At 65.2% G+C, this 18,221-nt stretch carries 15 protein-coding genes; 3 read left to right on the forward strand and 12 right to left on the reverse strand.

From position 1 onward, the window contains the following. Positions 1–129: 129 nt before the first annotated feature. The 3 genes from ACWKWX_RS31435 to ACWKWX_RS31445 all read right to left on the reverse strand — a co-directional run bounded on the left by ACWKWX_RS31435 (position 130) and on the right by ACWKWX_RS31445 (position 3,258). Positions 130–1,083 carry an adenosine deaminase gene (locus ACWKWX_RS31435; protein ID WP_416422279.1) on the reverse strand — a complete coding sequence of 318 codons (954 nt, stop codon included), beginning with the start codon at positions 1,081–1,083 and terminating at the stop codon, positions 130–132. A gap of 78 nt (positions 1,084–1,161) precedes the next feature. Continuing rightward, complete coding sequence (locus tag ACWKWX_RS31440) at positions 1,162–2,130, reverse strand: 2-oxoglutarate and iron-dependent oxygenase domain-containing protein (protein WP_483829812.1); 969 nt, start codon at positions 2,128–2,130, stop codon at positions 1,162–1,164. A gap of 45 nt (positions 2,131–2,175) precedes the next feature. Next, positions 2,176–3,258, reverse strand: coding sequence for a BMP family ABC transporter substrate-binding protein (locus ACWKWX_RS31445; RefSeq protein ID WP_416422281.1), 1,083 nt, complete (start codon positions 3,256–3,258; stop codon positions 2,176–2,178). Between the two features lie 252 nt (positions 3,259–3,510). Here ACWKWX_RS31445 and ACWKWX_RS31450 point away from each other — a divergent pair, with 252 nt between their 5' ends. Then, a complete protein-coding gene (locus ACWKWX_RS31450; RefSeq protein ID WP_483829813.1) occupies positions 3,511–4,599 on the forward strand; it encodes a calcium:cation antiporter in 1,089 nt (362 codons plus the stop codon). A gap of 38 nt (positions 4,600–4,637) precedes the next feature. On the opposite strand, the gene ACWKWX_RS31455 is transcribed toward ACWKWX_RS31450, so the two are convergent. The 9 genes from ACWKWX_RS31455 to ACWKWX_RS31495 form a co-directional block, all read right to left on the reverse strand. Next, positions 4,638–5,996 (reverse strand): 8-oxoguanine deaminase, encoded by a 1,359-nt coding sequence (locus ACWKWX_RS31455; RefSeq protein ID WP_483829814.1) that lies wholly within the window; start codon positions 5,994–5,996, stop codon positions 4,638–4,640. A gap of 91 nt (positions 5,997–6,087) precedes the next feature. Then, positions 6,088–6,768: an SDR family oxidoreductase gene (locus tag ACWKWX_RS31460; RefSeq protein ID WP_416422284.1), complete on the reverse strand. Its 681-nt coding sequence runs from the start codon at positions 6,766–6,768 to the stop codon at positions 6,088–6,090. Between the two features lie 99 nt (positions 6,769–6,867). After that, positions 6,868–7,794 (reverse strand): ABC transporter permease, encoded by a 927-nt coding sequence (locus ACWKWX_RS31465; RefSeq protein WP_416422285.1) that lies wholly within the window; start codon positions 7,792–7,794, stop codon positions 6,868–6,870. Beyond that, positions 7,794–8,897 carry an ABC transporter permease gene (locus tag ACWKWX_RS31470; RefSeq protein WP_483829815.1) on the reverse strand — a complete coding sequence of 368 codons (1,104 nt, stop codon included), beginning with the start codon at positions 8,895–8,897 and terminating at the stop codon, positions 7,794–7,796. The genes ACWKWX_RS31465 and ACWKWX_RS31470 overlap by 1 nt, the downstream gene beginning before the upstream one ends. An 11-nt stretch (positions 8,898–8,908) precedes the next feature. After that, positions 8,909–10,456: an ABC transporter ATP-binding protein gene (locus tag ACWKWX_RS31475; RefSeq protein WP_483829816.1), complete on the reverse strand. Its 1,548-nt coding sequence runs from the start codon at positions 10,454–10,456 to the stop codon at positions 8,909–8,911. Positions 10,457–10,995: 539 nt separating this feature from the next. Beyond that, positions 10,996–11,586: an IMPACT family protein gene (locus tag ACWKWX_RS31480; RefSeq protein WP_483829817.1), complete on the reverse strand. Its 591-nt coding sequence runs from the start codon at positions 11,584–11,586 to the stop codon at positions 10,996–10,998. Between the two features lie 23 nt (positions 11,587–11,609). Beyond that, on the reverse strand, positions 11,610–12,272 hold the full coding sequence (locus ACWKWX_RS31485; protein ID WP_416422289.1) for a TetR/AcrR family transcriptional regulator: 663 nt from the start codon (positions 12,270–12,272) through the stop codon (positions 11,610–11,612). A gap of 88 nt (positions 12,273–12,360) precedes the next feature. Next, complete coding sequence (locus tag ACWKWX_RS31490; RefSeq protein ID WP_476294685.1) at positions 12,361–13,752, reverse strand: uracil-xanthine permease family protein; 1,392 nt, start codon at positions 13,750–13,752, stop codon at positions 12,361–12,363. Between the two features lie 176 nt (positions 13,753–13,928). After that, positions 13,929–14,846 (reverse strand): LysR family transcriptional regulator, encoded by a 918-nt coding sequence (locus ACWKWX_RS31495; RefSeq protein ID WP_416422291.1) that lies wholly within the window; start codon positions 14,844–14,846, stop codon positions 13,929–13,931. Positions 14,847–14,958: 112 nt separating this feature from the next. Between ACWKWX_RS31495 and aptA the strand changes: the two genes are divergently transcribed. Together aptA and ACWKWX_RS31505 are read left to right on the forward strand one after the other, a co-directional pair. After that, on the forward strand, positions 14,959–16,305 hold the full coding sequence (gene aptA / locus ACWKWX_RS31500) for an omega-aminotransferase AptA (RefSeq protein ID WP_416422292.1): 1,347 nt from the start codon (positions 14,959–14,961) through the stop codon (positions 16,303–16,305). Positions 16,306–16,366: 61 nt separating this feature from the next. Next, entirely contained in the window at positions 16,367–17,860 is a 1,494-nt protein-coding gene (locus tag ACWKWX_RS31505; protein WP_416422293.1) for a CoA-acylating methylmalonate-semialdehyde dehydrogenase, read from the forward strand. The last annotated feature ends 361 nt before the right edge of the window (positions 17,861–18,221 follow it).

Here is an 18,221-nt window from a genome sequence, read left to right on the forward strand (position 1 = left end):
CTGCCGCCAGGCTGCGCTGGCCCTCGAGTACACTGAAGATCTTCAGCGTGGAGCAGGGCCAGCGCAGCCTTCGGCAGCGGCTACAGTCGATTTGCGTAGCGTCCGTCAGGCGGAGGGGAGTCCGTCAGATCACGGCTTGACCAGGCGGGCGTCCAGGCTGTTCTGCGCCAGGCGTTTGGCCTGGTCCTGGGTCATGCCCAGGTCCTTGTACAGCGCGTGGAAGTTCTCGGTCACGTAGCCGCCGAAGTAGGCCGGATCGTCCGAGTTCACGGTGACCTTCACGCCACGCTCGAGCATGTCGAGGATGTTGTGCTGGCTCATGTGGTCGAACACGCACAGCTTGGTGTTGGACAGCGGGCACACGGTGAGCGGGATCTGCTCGTCGATGATGCGTTGCATCAGGCGCTCGTCCTCAATGGCGCGCACGCCGTGGTCGATACGCTGGATCTTCAGCAGGTCCAGGGCTTCCCAGATGTACTCGGGCGGGCCTTCCTCGCCGGCGTGGGCCACGGTCAGGAAGCCTTCGCCACGGGCGCGGTCGAACACGCGCTTGAACTTGCTGGGCGGGTGGCCCATTTCCGAGCTGTCCAGGCCCACGGCCACGAACGCGTCACGGAACGGCAGGGCCTGGTCCAGGGTTTTCTCGGCTTCTTCTTCGCTCAGGTGGCGCAGGAAGCTGAGGATCAGGCCGCTGCCGATGCCCAGTTGCTCGCGGCCATCCTTCAGCGCGTGGGTGATGCCGTTGAGCACCACTTCGAACGGGATGCCACGGTCGGTGTGGGTCTGCGGGTCGAAGAACGGTTCGGTGTGAATCACGTTCTGCGCCTTGCAGCGCTGCAGGTAGGCCCAGGTCAGGTCGTAGAAGTCCTGCTCGGTGCGCAGCACGTCGGCGCCCTGGTAGTACAGGTCGAGGAATTCCTGCAGGTTGTTGAAGGCGTAGGCTGCCCGCAAGGTTTCCACGTCGTTCCACGGCAAGGCGATCTTGTTGCGCTCGGCCAGGGCGAACAGCAGTTCGGGTTCCAGCGAACCTTCCAGGTGAAGGTGCAGTTCTGCCTTGGGCAGGGCGTTCAGCCAATCGTACATAAAGGTGTCTCTTAAGGTGCAATGGGCCGCATTCTACAGAGGTTATCGCCCGTTGGAGCGATAACCTGACCAGCCGGTTCAGATCGCCTCGGCCTGCTCGCGCCGGTAGGCGTAGGTGTCGGCGAAGCGCGACAGCAGGAATTCCGCACAGGTGGTGGGCGGGTACTTGGCCGGGTTGCCGATGCCCTGGCAGCCGGGCAGGCACTCGATGCGCGTGTCGGGGTGCGGTTCGGCGAAGAACGGCATGGAGTAGCGGTCGATGCCCAGCGGGCTGATCACCCGGTGCGGGGTGGAGACGTACTGGTCGTTGCTCCAGCGCGCCATCATGTCGCCCAGGTTGACCACGAAGGTGCCGTCGATGGGCGGCGCATCTATCCACTGGCCATCGACGTTGCGCACCTGCAGGCCGCCGGCGCTGTCCTGATACAACAGGGTAACGCAGCCGTAGTCGGTGTGGGCGCCGGCGCCCTGCTGCTCGGGGGAGCTGGCGGTCTGGCGTGGCGGGTAATGGATCATGCGCAACACGCTGACCGGGTCTTCGAAGCGCTGGTCGAAAAAATCCTCGCCAATGTCCAGGGCCAGGGCAATGGCGCGCAGCAGGGTCTGGGCCAGGGCCTGCATGTCCTGGTAATGGGTTTCCATCAGCGTTTGCCAGCCCGGCAGTTGCGGGTGGCGGTTGGGCCCGCGCAACGGTTTTTCCGCCAGCACGTCCGGGTGCTCGGCCGGCAGGTGCAGGCCCATGTCGAAGGTTTCCTTCAGGTCGCTGGGCAGGCTGGGGTCCAGCTGCTCGGTGGCGATGGCGCCGTAGCCGCGGTGGTGGCGGGTCTGGGTGATGTCGATGCCCAGCTTGTCGGCCAGGGGCTGGGCGAAGAAGGTCTTCGCCGCCTGTTGCAGCGCCTCGATGCGCTGCGGGCTGATGGGGTGGCCCTTGATGTAGAAGAAACCCCACTGGCGGCAGGCGCGGTCGATGGCCTGGGCCACGCCCAGCCAGCCGTCGCGGTCGGCGGCGTACAGCGGGGCAATGTCGATGATCGGAAGTGTGTCCATCTGCTGGGTCCTGTGGGGCCGCCACCGGGGCGGCCCGCTTCATTGTTATTGGGGCAGCTTGGCGCTCAGGCCTTCCACGTAGTAGTTCATGCCGGCAAGGTCGGCCAGGGTGGCGGAGCTGCCGGCGGGAATTTTCAGCACGCCGGCCTGGTCCTTGATCGGGCCGGTGAAGGGCTGGAACTCGCCGCTCTTGATGCTGGCGATCAGCTTCTCGGCCTCGGCTTTCACGTCGGCGGGGACGATGTCGCTGATGGGCAGTTCGACGGTGCCGTCTTTCAGGCCGCCCCAGTAGTCTTCCGACTTCCAGCTGTGGTCGATGACGTGCTGGGTGGTCTGGGTGTAGTACGGGGTCCAGTTGTTGACGATGGAGGTCAGCACGGCCTTGGGCCCGAAGTGCGCCATGTCCGAGGCGTAGCCCACGGCGTAGACGCCGCGGCGCTCGGCAGTCTGGATCGGCGCGGGGCTGTCGGTGTGCTGGAAGATCACGTCTGCGCCCTGGTCGATCAGGGCGTTGGCTGCGTCGGCTTCCTTGCCCGGGTCGAACCAGGAATTGACCCACACCACTTTCAGCTCGGTGCCGGGGTTGTATTTGTTCAGGGCCAGCTGGATGGCGTCGATGTCGCGGATTACCTCGGGGATCGGGAACGAGGCCACGTAGCCGATCTTTTTGGTCTTGGTCATCTTCGCCGCCAGGAAGCCGCCCACGTAGCGGCCTTCATAGGTGCGGGCCAGGTAGGTGCCCAGGTTCTTGCCCTGCTTGTAGCCGGTGGCGTGCTCGAAGATCACGTTGGGGAACTGCTGGGCGACCTTGGCGGTGGGGTTCATGTAGCCGAACGAGGTGCTGAAGATCAGGTCGTACTTGTCCTTGGCCATGTTGCGGATGACGCGTTCGGCGTCGGCGCCCTCGGGCACATTCTCTACGTAGGTGGTGTTGATCTTGTCGCCCATCTTTTCCATCAGTTGCTTGCGGGCCAGCTCGTGCTGGTAGGTCCAGCCGTGGTCGCCGATGGGGCCCACGTAGACGAAACCGATCTTCAGCGGGTCGGCGGCGCTGACCGCCAGGCTGGTGGCCAGGCCGATAGCGGCGGCCAGTGTCCCCAACAGCGTCTTCAACGGGCGTGTGTGCATGTGTGGCGAAGCTCCATGTTGTTGTGTGTGCAGCAGGCCAATGCAAAAAATTGACCAACAGGACAACAAAGCCTCTGCGATTGTGGGAGCTGGCTTGCCAGCGAGCTTTTGGGCCCCAACAGCTCGCTGGCAAGCCAGCTCCCACAGAAGCACATCGGTGCAGGTTGTTGCCGCCTGCTTTGTACTGGTGCGAAGGAAACCATCTGCCCCGGTCTACAGTCACTACACAACGAGCAAACGCCGGGCGCCCCGATGCTGACTTTATTCAAGCAAGAGAAATACCTGCTGCTGGCGTTGATCGTCACCTGCGCGGCCTACCCGCTGGAGCCGTGGCTGATGGGCCATGGCCACGGCGTGGCGCTGCTGGCCGGCATTGTGCTGGTGGTGGCGGTGGTGTGCGCCTCGGTGCAGGTGGCCCAGCACGCCGAGCTGCTGGCCGAGAAGGTTGGCGATCCCTACGGCACCATGATCCTGACCCTGTCTGCGGTGCTGGTGGAGGTGGTGATCCTGGCGATCATGATGAGCAACGAGGCCTCGCCCACCCTGGTGCGCGACACCATCTATTCGGCGGTGATGCTCGACATCAACGGCATCCTTGGCCTGTGCGCGCTGATGGGCGGCATCAAGCACGGTGAGCAGGTGTACAACGACGATTCCGCGCGCTCCTACGGGGTGATGATCATGACTGCCATGGGCATTTCCATGGTGGTGCCCGAGTTCATTCCCGAGGCGGATTGGAAGCTGTATTCGGCCTTCACCATTGGCGCCACGGTGATCCTCTACACGGTGTTCCTGCGCATGCAGGTGGGCCCGCACAGTTACTTCTTCAGCTACAGCTACCCGAAGAAAAAACGCCGCCAGGGCGCGGATGCGCAACCGCTGCCGGTGAGCCTGCCACTGTCGATTGGCACCTTGGTTTTCGGTGTGTTCGTGATCGGCGCGCTGGCCGAGGTGATGTCCAAGACCCTCGACTACGGGCTTGAGGGCAGCGGCGCGCCGCCGGTGCTGATGGCGATCATCGTCGCCGCCATCTCGGCGGCGCCCGAGATTCTGACCGCCCTGCGCGCGGCCCTGGCCAACCGCATGCAGTCCACCGTCAACGTGGCGCTGGGGGCGTCGTTGTCGACGGTGATCCTGACCGTGCCGGTGATGGAAGCCATGGCGCTGTACACCGGCCAGCCGTTCCAGATGGCGCTGACCCCGGTGCAGACGGTGATGATAGCCATCACCCTGGTGGTCAGCGCCATCAACCTGAACGACGGCGAGACCAACGCGATCGAGGGCATGACCCACTTCGTGCTGTTCGCCACGTTCATCATGCTGGCGTGCCTGGGGCTTTAGCGGTGCCTGCATCGCGAGCAAGCTCGGCTCCTACGGAATCAGGCGCCGCCAATCAAAGCCGCAGCGGCCTGGCGGTGATCGGCGATCAGCCCCTGTACATCCAGCCCTTCGACCTGACCGTCGATCACCCGCCATTCACCGCCCACCATTACCCGGTCGGCTTTGTCCGCCGCGCACAGCAACAGCGCGCTCAGCGGGTCATGGCTGCCGGAAAATCGCAGTTCGTCCAGCTTGAACAGCGCCAGGTCGGCCTGCTTGCCCACCGCCAGCTCGCCAATGTCATCGCGCCCCAGCAGCCGCGCCGAACCACGGGTGGCCCAGCCCAGCACGCCTTCGGGGGTGATGGCCTTGGCGCCGTAGCGCAGGCGCTGGATGTACAGGGCCTGGCGCGCCTCCAGAATCATGTTCGAGGCGTCGTTGGACGCCGAGCCGTCCACGCCCAGGCCCACCGGCGCGCCGGCGGCCAGCAGGTCGAGGGTGGGGCAGATGCCCGAGGCCAGGCGCATGTTCGAGGTCGGGCAATGGCAAATGCCGGTGCCCGCCGCGCCCAGCCGGGCGATTTCGTCGGGGTTGAAATGAATGCCGTGGGCCAGCCAGGTACGCGGGCCCAGCCAGCCGACGCTGTCCAGGTAGTCCACGGTGCGCAGGCCGAAGCGCTGCAGGCAGAAGTCTTCTTCGTCGAGGGTTTCCGCCAGGTGGGTGTGCAGGCGCACGTCCAGCGCTTCGGCCAGCTCGGCGCTGGCGCGCATGATTTCCGGGGTGACCGAGAACGGCGAGCAGGGCGCCAGGGCGATCTGCACCTGGGCGCCGGCGCCACGCTGGTGGTAGCGCTGGATCAGCCGCTGGCTGTCGGCCAGGATCACTTCGCCCTGTTGCACCGTCTGTTGCGGCGGCAGGCCGCCATCGGCCTCGCCCAGGCTCATGGACCCGCGGGTGAGCATGGCGCGCATGCCCAGCTCGCGCACCACCTCCACCTGCACGTCGATGGCCTGCTCCAGGCCGTCCGGGAACAGGTAGTGGTGGTCGGCGGCGGTGGTGCAGCCCGACAGCAGCAACTCGGCCAGCGCCACTTTGGTGGCCAGCGCCAGTTTTTCCGGGGTCAGCCGCGCCCATACCGGGTACAGGGTCTTCAGCCAGGGGAACAGCGGCTCGTTGACCACCGGCGCCCAGGCGCGGGTCAGGGTCTGGTAGAAGTGGTGATGGGTGTTGATCAGCCCCGGCAGCACCACGTGCTCGCGGGCGTCGAACACCTGCTGGCAGGGTTGCGACGGTTGCTGGCCGGCGGCCAGTACTTCGCTGATCAGGCCGTCTTGCAGCACCAGGCCGCCACGGCCGTCGAGGTCGTTGCCGGTGAACAGGGCCAGGGGGTGCTTGATCCAGATACGGGGTGCGGGCATGAGCCGGCTCCTCTGTCAGTTGATTGAGGTAAGCCAGCTCAGTGATTGCCCTGTCTGCTGATCCAGGGGCGCCGTCAGGCGCGGGGGCATATTACCAAGGGATGGTCTCGCCGCGATAGTTCACGAAGTGATGGCCGCCCTTGCCGGCGTAGGCGTTGACCTGGTCGATGAGCCCGCGGGTGCTGGTCTGCACGTCGATTTCCGCGCCTTCGCCGCCCATGTCGGTTTTCACCCAGCCGGGGTGCAGGCTGAGCACGGTCAGCGCGGTGTCGCCCAGGCTGCCGACGAAGGTGCTGGTCATGGAGTTCAGCGCCGCCTTGCTGGCCTTGTACAGCGCCAGTTCCGGCGCGTCGGGCATGGTCACGCTGCCCAGTACCGAACTCATGAAGGCGATTACGCCGCCTTGGGGCCGGACCTGGTCCTTGAAGTGCTTGGCCAGGCGAATCGGCGCCACGGCGTTGGTGTAGAACAGCGCGCCGATGTCCTCGGGGCTGACCTTGTCGACGCCCTGGTCGTTGGGGCCCTTGACCCCGGCGTTGACGAACAGCAGGTCCCAGGTCTGGCCCTGCAGCGTCTGCGCCAGCGCCGCCAGCTGGCCGGCGTCATCCATGTCCAGCTTCTCGATACGCACGCCCGGCACTGCTTGCAGTGCGTCGGCGGTGCGCAGGTTGCGCACCGTGGCGGTGACGTTCCAGCCGTCCTCGCGCAGGCGCTGCACCAACCCCAGGCCCAGGCCACGCGAAGCGCCGATGATCAATGCGTTCTTGCTCATGATGGATGTCCCTTGGCAGGCAAAGAGCATCAGCATAATCTGTGGGAGCTGGCTTGCCAGCGAGATTTTGAAAACTCGCTGGCAAGCCAGCTCCCACAGTCACCGCCCCGGCTGCCACGGCTGCCCCAGCGACACCGGCGCATACAACCGCGTGCGCACGCCATCGCGCGACAGCAGCACCAGCACCACAATGGTCGCCACGTACGGCAGCATCGCCAGCAGGTTCGACGGAATCGACAGGCCAACCCCCTGGGCCACCAGGTGCAGGATGCTCGCCAGGCCAAACAGGTAGGCGCCCAGCAGCACGCGCCACACCCGCCAGCTGGCGAACACCACCAGCGCCAGGGCAATCCAGCCACGGCCGGCACTCATGTTTTCCGCCCACATGGGCGTGTACGCCAACGACAGGTAGGCCCCGGCCAAACCGGCCATGGCGCCGCCGAACAGCACCGCCAGGGTGCGCACGCGCAGCACCGGCAGGCCCATGGCGCTGGCCGCGTCGGGGTTTTCCCCCACGGCCTGGATGATCAGGCCCACCCGGCTTTTCAGCACCACCCAGGCCACCAGCGCGAACAGCGCGAACGACAGGTACACCAGCAGGTCCTGGGCGAACAGCATGCGGCCGATCAGCGGAATGCTGCTCAGCACGGGAATCGCCACCGGGTCGAAGCCAGTGAGCGGCTTGCCCACCCAGCCGGCGCCGACAAAGGTCGACAGGCCGACGCCGAAAATCGTCAGCGCCAGGCCGGTGGCCACCTGGTTGGCGTTGAACACCAGCGCCACCAGGGCGAACAGCGACGACAACAGCATGCCGGCGACCATCGCCAGCACCACGCCCAGCCACAGGTTGCCGCTGCTGAAGGCGACGATGAAACCCACCACCGCGCCGAACAGCATCATGCCCTCCTGGCCCAGGTTGAGTACGCCGCTTTTCTCGCAGATCAGTTCCCCCAGGGCCACCAGCAGCAGCGGCGTGCCGCAGCGCACCATGGCGAAGAGAATGTTGCCCAGCAGATCGATATCCATCACAGCGCTCCTGCGGTGGCGACCGCGGTGGTACGGCGAGCCCAGCGCACGTTCAGGCGCGGGCGGTAGAGAATCAGCACGTCACAGGCCAGCAAAAAGAACAGCATCAGGCCCTGGAACAGTTCGGTGATGGCCTGGGGCAGGTTCATCGCCATCTGCGCGTTCTCGCCGCCCAGGTACAGCAGGGCCATCAGCAGGCTGGAGAACACGATGCCAATAGGGTTCAAGCGGCCAAGAAAGGCCACGGTAATGGCCGCGTAGCCATAGCCGGGCGACACCTGCGGCACCAGTTGGCCTATAGGCCCGGTCACCTCGCACACCCCGGCCAGGCCGGCCAGCGCACCGCTAACCAGCAGCGCCAACCACACCAGGCGTTTCTCGCGAAAGCCGACGAAGCCGGCGGCGCGCTGATCCAGGCCCAGTACCTTGATCTGGAAACCCAGAAAGCTTTTCTGCAGCAGCACCCACACCGCCACCAGCGCCAACAGGGCGAAGTACAGCCCGGCGTGCAGGCGCCCACCCTCGAACACCAGCGGCAGGCGGCTGGCGTCGCCGAACATGGCCGACTGCGGGAAGTTGAACCCGGCGGGGTCGCGCAGCGGGCCGTGGACGCAATACAGCAGCAGGTTCAGGGCGATGTAGTTGAGCATGATGCTGGTGAGGATTTCATTGGCGTTGAAGCGGGTACGCAGCCAGGCCGTCAGCCCGGCCCAGGCGGCGCCGGCGAGGGTGCCGGCCAGCAGCACCAGCACCAGCGCCCAGCGGCTGTCCATGCCGATGATGTTCACCGCCACGGCGCTGCCGCCCAAGGCGCCGATCAGCAGCTGGCCTTCGGCGCCGATGTTCCAGATACGTGCCTGGTAGGCCACCGCCAGGCCCAGGGCGCACATCAGGATCGGCAGCGCCTTGACCAGCAGTTCGCTGACGCCGTACAGGTCGCTGATCGGCTCGATCAGCAGGGTATGCAGCGTTTGCAGCGGGTCATGCCCCAGGGCGATGAACAGCAGCGAGCCACAGCCCAGGGTCAGCAGCGCGGCCAGCAACGGCGAGCACCAGAGCATCAGGCGTGACTGCTGGCCGCGGGGTTCGAGGGAAAGCAACATGGAAGGCTCCGTTAACCGGCCAGGGCAGGGGTGGGGGATGGAAGGTCAGCGAAGCGCCCGGCCATCCAGCCGCCCAGCTCCACCTGGGTGGTCCGAGCGGTGGCTTGCAGGGCGCTGAGGCGGCCGCCGCTGAGGGCGCCAAGGCGGTCGCTGATCTGGAACAGTTCATCCAGGTCCTCGGAGATCACCAGGATTGCCGCGCCGGCATCGCGCAGGGCAATCAGCGCGCGGTGGATGGTGGCGGCCGCGCCCACGTCCACGCCCCAGGTGGGGTGCGCGGCTATCAGCAGGCGTGGCTGCTGGAGAATCTCGCGGCCGAGGATAAATTTCTGCAGGTTGCCGCCCGACAGGCTGCGGGCGGCGGCCTGGGCGTCCGGGGTTTTCACCGCGAAGCGGCGGATGATTTCGTCGGCCAGGGCCAGCACCTTGCGGGTGTGCACCATGCCCTTGCTCACCAGCCCTTGCTGGAAAGCGGTGAGCAGAGCGTTGTCGGCCAGGCTCATGTCTGGCACGGCGCCGTGGCCCAGGCGCTCGGCCGGCACGAAGGCCAGGCCGCGGGCGCGGCGTTGGTCAGGGCGCAGGTGCGCCACGGGCTCGCCATCAAAGCTGATGGTGGCCGGCTGCTTCAGGCGCTGTTCGCCACTGAGCAGGGCCAGCAGTTCGTCCTGGCCGTTGCCGGCTACCCCGGCGATACCAACGATTTCGCCGCTGCGCACCTGCAGGCTGACGCCCTGCAGCGAGCAGCCGAACGGGTCGGGGTTGTTCCAGTTCAGTTGGGTGACGCTGAGGAACGGTGCGCCGCCCTCGGCTTTCGGGTACTGCGCCACCAGGCCCTCGGCGTCGCCGACCATCAGCCGCGCCAGCTCCAGGTCGCTGCGCTCGGCCGGCACGCAGTGGCCCGACACGCGGCCGCCGCGCAGCACCGTGGCGCTGTGGCACAGGGCGCGCACCTCGCCCAGCTTGTGGCTGATGAACAGAATGCTGCAGCCCTCGGCGGCCAGGCGGCGCAGGGTCACGAACAGGTCGTCGGCCTCCTGCGGGGTAAGCACCGAGGTCGGCTCGTCGAGAATCAGCAGGCGGATGTCCTGCATCAGGCAGCGCACGATCTCCACGCGCTGGCGCTCGCCAATGGACAGGCTGTGCACCAGGCGGTCAGGCGCCAGCGGCATGCCGTAGCGCGCCGACACCTCGCGAATCTTCGGTTCCAGTTGCGCCGGCGTCTGCCCCGGGCCCATGGCCAGGGCGATGTTCTGCGCCACCGTCAGGGTCTCGAATAGCGAGAAATGCTGGAACACCATGCCGATGCCCAGCTGGCGCGCCTGGGCCGGGTTGCGCAGGCGCACCGGCTGGCCCTGCCACAGCACGCTGCCGCTGTCGGCCTGGGTGACCCCGTAGATGATCTTCATCAGGGTACTTTTGCCGGCGCCGTTCTCGCCCAGCAACGCACGGATCTCGCCGGGCTGCAGGCTCAGGTCAATGCTGTCGTTGGCCAGGCAGCCGGGGTAACGCTTGCTGATCGCGCGCAATTGCAGGCGCGGGGTGTTCGCAGGGTTGGACATGACAGGCTCGGTTGGAATGGGACGCTGGTGCATAAGCAATTTCCTGGCCAGTGGGTCAGGAAATGCGTGGCGCCTGCGTTTCCGCGGTTTTCGCCGTGGTGCAAGGGCACCAAGCCAGGGCGGCGTAGGGAGGGACGCATCGAAATCGTGCTGGTTAAAAAATGATCAGCTGCCTGTGCAGGCCGTGCAGCCTGCGGCTGGCGCAGGCTTGCACGGCTTATCCACAGACTGCTCCACAGTTTTTGTGCGCAAGGGGAAAGCGCGGGTATAAGCCCGGGCGGGCTATGTTCGAACGGCGATAACTGTGCATAAGTGTTTGAACGGGCGCCGTTTTCCGTTGTGGATAAGGCGATTGGTCAAATAACGTACAGAAGCCTGTAGCCCTTGATCCACAAGGGCTGGCGCTGATTGCGCAGAGCTTATCCACAACCGGGTGCACAGTAGATGTGGGCAGTTTTGCTGCGCCCGGGTTATGACGTCGCCTTCTGTAGCAGCGGCCGCAGGCCGCGTCAGTGGTTGGACGCAGCCTTCGGCAGCTGCTACGGGGAAGGGAGTTCCAGGAGGATGCGGCCGCGGCTCAGGTCGGCCAGCTGCTGCTGCAAGCGCGGCACATGCTCGCGGCCCAGGGCCAGTTGCAGGTCGACGCCATTGGCAGTGAAGTCTTCCTGCACCACCAGGCCGTCCAGCTCGGCCACGCGCAGTTTCACCAGGGCCAATTCGCTGAAACTGCATGAGCAGGTCACCGCGATGCGGCTCACCAGCACGCGTTTTTCCGCCTGTTGCAGGCACTTGTTGGCGCCGCCCCCATAGGCGCGGGCCAGGCCGCCGGTGCCCAGCTGAATGCCGCCGTACCAGCGAATCACCAACACCACCACCTGGTCGCAATCCTGCGCCTCGATAGCCGCCAGGATCGGCCGCCCGGCAGTGCCACCCGGCTCGCCGTCATCGTTGCTGCGGTACTGCTCGCCCAGCTTCCAGGCCCAGCAATTGTGGGTAGCGTCGGGCACGCTGTGCTGGTCGAGAAACGCCTGGGCATCGGTCACGCTGGCGATGGGGGCGGCAAGGGTGATGAAGCGGCTCTTGCGGATCTCTTCACGAAATTCGCAGGGGCCGAGCAGGGTAGAGGGCATTCAGGGCAGATCCGCGCAAACAGTCATTGGACAGGGGTGAGGCCGCAGCCTTTGAGGATTATACGGGTCAATTGCTCGCCGGCTTCCTCGAAGTCCTGCTTGGTCAGGCGCGTGCGGCCGGTGACGCGGCAGATCTGCGTGGCGAAGTCGGCGTAGTGCTGGGTGCTGCCCCACAGCAGGAAAATCAGGTGCACGGGGTCTACCGGGTCCATCTTGCCGGCGTCGATCCAGGCCTGGAACACCCCGGCACGGCCCTGGAACCAGGCGCGGTAGTCCTGGCTGAAGTATTCGTTCAGGCACTGGCCGCCGCTGATGATCTCCATGGCGAAGATGCGCGAGGCCTGCGGCTGGCGCCGCGAGAACTCCATCTTCGCGCGAATATAGCGGGTCAGCGCCTGGGCCGGGTCATCGTCCACGGTCAGGGTGTTGAAGGTGCTGTCCCACAGTTCGAGGATGTTGCTCAGCACCGCAATGTAAAGGCCCAGCTTGTTGGTGAAGTAGTAGTGCAGGTTGGCCTTGGGCAGCCCCGCCTTGAGGGCGATGGTGTTCATGCTGGTGCCCTTGAACCCGTGGCGGGCGAACTCGTCCTCGGCAGCCTGGATGATGGTCTCTTCGTTCTTCTGACGAATACGGCTGGCAGGTTTACCGGAGGCGTGGGCGCTGTGCGCGGGGACTTCGAGGGTCATGGGCGGTTCCGAACAGATCGTGTGGGTGCATCGTGATGCGTTGATAACGCACCCACGTGATCCAGACAAGGCCTGGCGCCGAAAACCTTCAAACGCGAGTTTCAAGTCCTTCGCTTTCAACCGCCGGCATAGTGGCCACGGGCTTGCCCTCGGGCAGCAGCAGGCACATCACCAGGGCAGTGATGCCGCCGCTGGTGATGGCCGAATCGAACAGGTTCTGCACCAGCTTGGGCAGCAGGTGCAGCAGGGTCGGCTGCGCCGCCACGCCCAGGCCGACGCCGAACGAGGTGGCGATGATCAGCATGTTGCGCCGGTCCAGCGGGCCCTGGGCCAGGATGCGCACGCCGGCGGCGGCGACGCTGCCGAACATCACCAGCGTGGCACCGCCCAGCACCGGCTTGGGGATCTGCTGCAGCACCGCGCCAATCACCGGCACCAGGCCCAGCAGGAACAGGATCGCGCCGATGTACAGGCCCACGTAGCGGCTGGCCACGCCAGTCAGCTGGATCACGCCGTTGTTCTGGGCAAAGGTGGTGTTGGGGAACGCGCTGAAGGTAGCGGCCAGCATGCAGCTGAAGCCGTCACCCAGCACGCCGCCCTTGAGCCTTGCAATGTAGGTGGGGCCGCTGATGGGCTGGCGCGAGAGCATGCAATTGGCGGTCAGGTCGCCGACTGTCTCGATGGTGCTGATGAGGTAGATCAAGGCCACCGGGAAGAACGCTGCCCAGTCGAAATTGAAACCGAACTTGAACGGGATCGGCAGGCTGACCAGGGGCAGCGGCGGCAGCGCCTGGGGCACCAGTTTGCCGGTGAACCAGGCGGCGATGCTGCCCACTGCCAGGCCGATGATGATGGCCGACAGGCGTACCCACGGCGTGCTCGAACGGTTGAGCAGGATGATCACCAGCAGCACGAACGCGCCCAGGGCCAGGTTGCCGGGGGCGCCGTAGTCCGGCGCGTTGAAGCCGCCGCCCAGGTCGGTCATGCCCACCTTGATCAGGCTGATGCCGATCAGGGTGATGACGATGCCGGTCACCAGCGGCGTGATCACCCGGCGCAGTTGGCCGATGAAGCGGCTGAGCACGATCTGCACGGCGGCGCCGAAGAAGCACACGCCGAAGATCATCGCCATGATGTCCTCGGGGCTGCCGCCGCGCTGCTTGACCATGAAGCCGGCCGACAGCACCGCGCCGAGGAAGGCGAAGCTGGTGCCTTGCAGGCAGATCATGCCGGCGCCGATACCGAACGGCCGACGGGCCTGGATGAAGGTGCCTACGCCGGACACCATCAGCGCCATGCTGATCAAATAGGGCAAGTGCTCGGTCAGGCCCAGGGCCGAACCGATGATCAGCGGCGGGGTGATGATGCCGACGAAGCTTGCCAGCACGTGCTGCAGCGCGGCCAGCACGGCGGCCATGGGGTTGGGGCGATCATTCAGACCGTAGATCAGTTCGTTGGGCGACGATGATTCTGGTGGCATGGGAAACTCTCGGCACGGGGGCGTGTATCGGATGACACGTCCTGTTGCAAAAAGCTGTCCAACTGCTCAGGTTTGAAATGGCTGTTTAACCTGTAGCCCTTGTAAATCAAAGGGTTAAAAGTTTTTACGGCCGCTTTGACGAGGTTCCAGCGGCACTCGGTTGCTAGCAACGTGCACTAGCGTGTGGCCGCCAGGCTTTCCAGGAAGCTCTCCAGCACCAAATGTGGGCGCCTGCCCTTGCGCGTCACCCACGACAGGCTCAGGTCATAAAACCGGCTGTCCGGTTTCAGCGCGCGCAGCCGCCCTTGCTGCACCCAGAAACTGGCGTAGTGGTCGGGCAGGTAGCCGATGAAACGCCCGGTGAGAATCAGGAACGCCATGCCCTCGCGGTCCGAGGCGCTGGCGGTGCAATGCAGCGCCTGGTAATGCGCCTGGATGTCGGCCGGCAGGCGGAAGGTTGGGGCGATGGCGTCCTGGGCGTTCAGGCGCGCGTCGTCCAGGTCGGCGTCGGCGGCGTAGAACAGCGGGTGGCCCACGGCGCAGTACAGCAGCGAGCGCTCGCTATACAGCGGTGCGTATTCCAGCCCCGATAGCGGGCTGGCCTGGGGCACCACGCCCACGTGCAGGCTGCCGTCGAGCACGCCTTGTTCCACCTGGCTGGGGGCGATCATGCGGATCTGGATGCGCACGTCCGGGCCGCGGTCCTTGAGCTGGGCCAGGGCATGGGTGATGCGCATGTGCGGCAGGGTCACCAGGTTGTCGGTCAGGCCGATGTTCAGCTCACCGCGCAGGTGCTGGTGCAGGCCGTTGACCTCGGTGCGGAAGCTTTCGATGGCGCTGAGCAGTTGCAGCGCCGAGTGGTACACCTCGCGGCCTTCCTCGGTCAGCGAAAAGCCGGCGCGGCCGCGTTGGCACAGGCGCAGGCCCAGGCGCTGTTCCAGGTCGCTCATCTGCTGGCTGATGGCGGAACGGCCGATGCCCAGCACGTTCTCGGCTGCGGAGAAACCGCCGCATTCCACCACGCTGCGGTAGATTTTCAGCAGGCGAATGTCGAAATCGCTGACCTGCGCCAGGGGATCGGGACGTCGGCTCATAGTTTAGTCATCGCCTAACCAAAGATTGGAAAAACAGGATTTTCCAGACTTTATCGCCGTGACAACGTAGCTGCAACAACACTCGTTACTTCCGATTCGAGGTCTTGCACGAATGAACTTGCCCGAAAACGCTCCGCACGGAATCGCCAGCCAGCTGAAACTCGACGCGCACTGGATGCCCTACACGGCCAACCGCAGCTTCCAGCGCGACCCGCGTATCATCGTCGCCGCCGAAGGCAGCTACCTGACGGACGACAAGGGCCGCAAGATCTACGACAGCCTGTCCGGGCTGTGGACCTGTGGCGCCGGCCACACCCGCAAGGAAATCCAGGAAGCGGTGGCGCGCCAGTTGGGCGTGCTGGACTACTCCCCGGCGTTCCAGTACGGCCACCCGCTGTCGTTCCAGCTGGCCGAGAAGATCACCGAGCTGACCCCTGGCGAGCTGAACCACGTCTTCTACACCAACTCCGGTTCCGAGTGCTGCGACACCGCGGTGAAAATCGTGCGTGCCTACTGGCGCCTGAAAGGCCAGGCCACCAAGACCAAGCTGATCGGCCGTGCCCGTGGCTACCACGGCGTTAACGTCGCCGGCACCAGCCTGGGTGGCGTGAACGGCAACCGCAAGATGTTCGGCCAGTTGATGGACGTCGACCACCTGCCGCACACCCTGTTGGCCAGCAACGCCTTCTCCAAGGGCGCGCCGGAAGAGGGCGGCATCGCCCTGGCCGATGAAATGCTCAAGCTCATCGAGCTGCACGACGCCTCGAACATCGGCGCGGTGATCGTCGAGCCCATGGCCGGTTCCGCCGGCGTGCTGCCACCGCCCAAGGGTTACCTCAAGCGCCTGCGCGAGATCTGCACCCAGCACAACATCCTGCTGATCTTCGACGAAGTGATCACCGGCTTCGGCCGCACCGGCAACATGTTCGGTGCCGACACCTTCGGCGTTACCCCTGACCTGATGTGCATCGCCAAGCAGGTCACCAACGGCGCCATCCCCATGGGCGCGGTAATCGCCAGCACCGAGATCTACCAGACCTTCATGAACCAGGCCACGCCCGAGTACGCGGTGGAATTCCCCCACGGCTACACCTACTCGGCCCACCCGGTGGCCTGCGCTGCTGGCCTGGCCGCGCTGGACCTGCTGCAGAAGGAAAACCTGGTGCAACAGGCCGCCGAACTGGCGCCGCACTTCGAAAAAGCCCTGCATGGCATCAAGGGCAGCAAGAACGTCATCGACATCCGCAACTTCGGCCTGGCCGGCGCCATCCAGCTGGCCCCGCGCGACGGTGATGCCATCGTCCGCCCCTACGAGGCCTCGATGAAGCTGTGGCAGGCAGGTTTCTACGTGCGCTTCGGCGGCGACACCCTGCAGTTCGGGCCAACCTTCAACGCCAAGGCCCAGGACATGGACCGCCTGTTCGATGCCGTTGGCCAGGCGCTGAACGCGATCGACTGATCCCCTCTTTATATAGGAAGCGGCACGCGCCGCTTCCTGGCATCTATTCCAGGAGTTTCACATGAGCAGCATTCAGCACCTGATCAACGGTGATCTGGTTTCCGGCGGCGACCGCACCGCCGACGTCTACAACCCATCGACCGGCCAGGTTATCCACAAGCTCCAGCTGGCCGACCTGCAAACCGTGCAGCAAGCCATCGACTCGGCCAAGGCCGCATTCCCGGCCTGGCGCAACACACCGCCGGCCAAGCGTGCCCAGGTGATGTTCCGCTTCAAGCAACTGCTGGAGCAGAACGAAGCCAAAATTTCGCAGCTGATCAGCGAAGAGCACGGCAAGACCCTGGAAGACGCAGCCGGTGAACTGAAGCGCGGTATCGAGAACGTCGAGTACGCCAGCGCCGCGCCGGAAATCCTCAAGGGCGAGTACAGCCGCAACGTCGGCCCGAACATCGACGCCTGGTCCGACTTCCAGCCCCTGGGCGTGGTCGCCGGCATCACCCCGTTCAACTTCCCGGCCATGGTGCCCCTGTGGATGTACCCGCTGGCCATCGCTTGCGGCAACTGCTTCATCCTCAAGCCGTCCGAGCGCGACCCAAGCTCCACCCTGTTCATTGCCCAGCTGCTGCTGGAAGCCGGCCTGCCGGCTGGCGTACTGAACGTGGTGCACGGCGATAAGGTGGCGGTGGACGCGCTGATCCAGGCGCCGGAAGTCAAAGCCCTGAGCTTCGTGGGCTCCACGCCGATCGCCGAGTACATCTATAGCGAAGGCACCAAGCGCGGCAAACGCGTGCAAGCACTGGGCGGCGCCAAGAACCACGCCGTGCTGATGCCCGACGCCGACCTGGACAACGCCGTCAGCGCGCTGATGGGCGCGGCCTACGGTTCCTGCGGTGAGCGCTGCATGGCCATCTCGGTAGCCGTGTGCGTGGGTGACCAGGTGGCGGATGCCCTGGTGGCCAAGCTGGTGCCACAGATCAAGGCGCTGAAAATCGGTGCCGGCACCAATTGCGGCCTGGACATGGGCCCGCTGGTCACCGGCCAGGCCCGTGACAAGGTTGCCGGTTATGTCGAAGACGGCGTGCAGGCTGGCGCCAAGCTGGTGGTCGATGGCCGCAGCCTGGTCGTGCCGGGCAATGAAGACGGCTTCTTCCTGGGCGGCTGCCTGTTCGACAACGTCACCCCTGAAATGCGCATCTATAAGGAAGAGATCTTCGGCCCAGTGCTGTGCATCGTGCGGGTGAACAGCCTGGAAGAGGCGATGAAGCTGATCAACGACCACGAATACGGCAACGGCACCTGCATCTTCACCCGTGACGGTGAAGCGGCGCGCCTGTTCTGTGACGAGATTGAAGTGGGCATGGTCGGCGTGAACGTGCCGCTGCCGGTACCGGTGGCGTACCACAGCTTCGGCGGCTGGAAGCGTTCGCTGTTTGGCGACCTGCATGCCTACGGCCCGGACGGTGTGCGCTTCTACACCCGCCGCAAGGCAATCACCCAGCGCTGGCCGCAGCGGGCCAGCCACGAGGCGTCGCAGTTCGCGTTCCCCAGCCTCTAAGGTTGTAGCGTGAGAAAAGGGCGGGCCGCAAGGCCCGCCTTTTTGTTTCACTACAAATCTCCACTGGTACCACCCAGGCGCCCCGGGAGATGCCACTGAAATAATTGGCCCGAAACAAACGGGTAGCACCGGCCGCAGGCCGGGTCGCGCCGCGCGGGCGGCGCTCGTTGCGATGAGGCATGAACCTCCCGCGACATGCGCCTGGCGGCCGTAACGCGGTCGCCCGCCGGATGCTTTTGACTTTAAAGACAATTTGTTGAAAACAACGCTTGACGCCCCCTCAGATCTCTCTATAATTCGCCCCACTTCCGGCGCAACCGAAACGGAAAACTCCTTGAAACTCAACGAGTTAACCGAAGTA

Source organism: Pseudomonas imperatae, from assembly GCF_057128625.1.

Bases quoted from the DNA above. Each gene is read 5' to 3' on its own strand.
- ACWKWX_RS31455 (WP_483829814.1), bottom strand. From the start codon at position 5,996: ATGCCCGCACCCCGTATCTGGATCAAGCACCCCCTGGCCCTGTTCACC.
- ACWKWX_RS31450 (WP_483829813.1), top strand. From the start codon at position 3,511: ATGCTGACTTTATTCAAGCAAGAGAAATACCTGCTGCTGGCGTTGATC.
- ACWKWX_RS31435 (WP_416422279.1), bottom strand. From the start codon at position 1,083: ATGTACGATTGGCTGAACGCCCTGCCCAAGGCAGAACTGCACCTTCAC.
- aptA (WP_416422292.1), top strand. From the start codon at position 14,959: ATGAACTTGCCCGAAAACGCTCCGCACGGAATCGCCAGCCAGCTGAAA.
- ACWKWX_RS31470 (WP_483829815.1), bottom strand. From the start codon at position 8,897: ATGTTGCTTTCCCTCGAACCCCGCGGCCAGCAGTCACGCCTGATGCTC.
- ACWKWX_RS31440 (WP_483829812.1), bottom strand. From the start codon at position 2,130: ATGGACACACTTCCGATCATCGACATTGCCCCGCTGTACGCCGCCGAC.
- ACWKWX_RS31475 (WP_483829816.1), bottom strand. From the start codon at position 10,456: ATGTCCAACCCTGCGAACACCCCGCGCCTGCAATTGCGCGCGATCAGC.
- ACWKWX_RS31490 (WP_476294685.1), bottom strand. From the start codon at position 13,752: ATGCCACCAGAATCATCGTCGCCCAACGAACTGATCTACGGTCTGAAT.
- ACWKWX_RS31480 (WP_483829817.1), bottom strand. From the start codon at position 11,586: ATGCCCTCTACCCTGCTCGGCCCCTGCGAATTTCGTGAAGAGATCCGC.
- ACWKWX_RS31460 (WP_416422284.1), bottom strand. From the start codon at position 6,768: ATGAGCAAGAACGCATTGATCATCGGCGCTTCGCGTGGCCTGGGCCTG.
- ACWKWX_RS31445 (WP_416422281.1), bottom strand. From the start codon at position 3,258: ATGCACACACGCCCGTTGAAGACGCTGTTGGGGACACTGGCCGCCGCT.
- ACWKWX_RS31495 (WP_416422291.1), bottom strand. From the start codon at position 14,846: ATGAGCCGACGTCCCGATCCCCTGGCGCAGGTCAGCGATTTCGACATT.
- ACWKWX_RS31465 (WP_416422285.1), bottom strand. From the start codon at position 7,794: ATGGATATCGATCTGCTGGGCAACATTCTCTTCGCCATGGTGCGCTGC.
- ACWKWX_RS31485 (WP_416422289.1), bottom strand. From the start codon at position 12,272: ATGACCCTCGAAGTCCCCGCGCACAGCGCCCACGCCTCCGGTAAACCT.
- ACWKWX_RS31505 (WP_416422293.1), top strand. From the start codon at position 16,367: ATGAGCAGCATTCAGCACCTGATCAACGGTGATCTGGTTTCCGGCGGC.